The sequence below is a fragment of the Vreelandella olivaria genome (assembly GCF_023507745.1).
Taxonomy (GTDB): Bacteria; Pseudomonadota; Gammaproteobacteria; order Pseudomonadales; family Halomonadaceae; genus Vreelandella; species Vreelandella olivaria_A.
Window position 1 is genome coordinate 1 of the sequence record NZ_JALPZO010000021.1, and the last position, 999, is coordinate 999.

A 999-nucleotide genomic window follows, 5' to 3' on the forward strand; every position below is an offset into this window, starting at 1 on the left:
TGCTGTTCGGCTCGGGCTCCATCACCGGCAGTGGGCGCGATGCCGGCACCTATACGCTCGGCCTCGATGTCGATGGCCTCTGGTCCACCCAGCAGGGCTACGATCTGATCGTCGGCGAAGGCACCCTGACCATTGACAAGGCCCAGGCGACGGTCACCGCCAACAGCGGCACCACCACGTACACCGGCACCGAGCAGAACATTGATGGCTTCACCGTCGCGGGGCTGGTCAACGGTGAAGGCCAGGAGGTATTAGACGTTCAACTGAGTGGTGGCAGCGGCACCGATGCCGGTAACTATGCCCATACCGCCAGTGGCGATGCGCAAAACTACCTGCTGACCTTCGTGGATGGCGAGCTGAATATCGATAAAGCCACTGCTACCGTCACCGCCAACAGCGGCACCACCATATACACCGGCACCGAGCAAAGCGTGGATGGCTTCACCGTCGCGGGGCTGGTCAATGGTGAAGGCCAGGAAGTATTAGATGTTCAACTGAGTGGCGGACGCGGCACCGATGCCGGTCACTATGCTCATACCGCCAGTGGCGATGCCCAGAACTATCTGCTGACCTTTATCGATGGTGAACTGACCATTGATAAAGCCACTGCTACCGTCACCGCCAACAGTGGCACCACCACCTACACCGGTACAGAGCAGAACATTGACGGTTTCACCGTCGCGGGTTTAGTCAACGGTGAAGGCCTGGAAGTATTAGATGTTCAACTGAGTGGCGGACGCGGCACCAACGCAGGCAACTACGACCATACCGCCAGTGGCGACGCCCAGAACTATCTGCTGACCTTTGTCGACGGCACCCTGACCATCGATAAAGCCACTGCTACCGTCACCGCCAACAGCGGCACCACCACGTACACCGGTACAGAGCAGAACATTGACGGTTTCACCGTCGCGGGGCTGGTCAATGGTGAAGATGCCTCGGTACTGGCAATCACCACCCATGGCGGACGCGGCACCGATGCCGGTCACTATGCTCATA

The 999-nt window shown here is 59.3% G+C and carries 1 protein-coding gene; it reads left to right on the plus strand.

All coding sequences use genetic code 11. The annotated features are described in order from the left end of the window. A partial coding sequence (locus HP566_RS02025; RefSeq protein ID WP_249975592.1) for an MBG domain-containing protein occupies positions 1–999 on the plus strand: 999 nt, incomplete at both ends.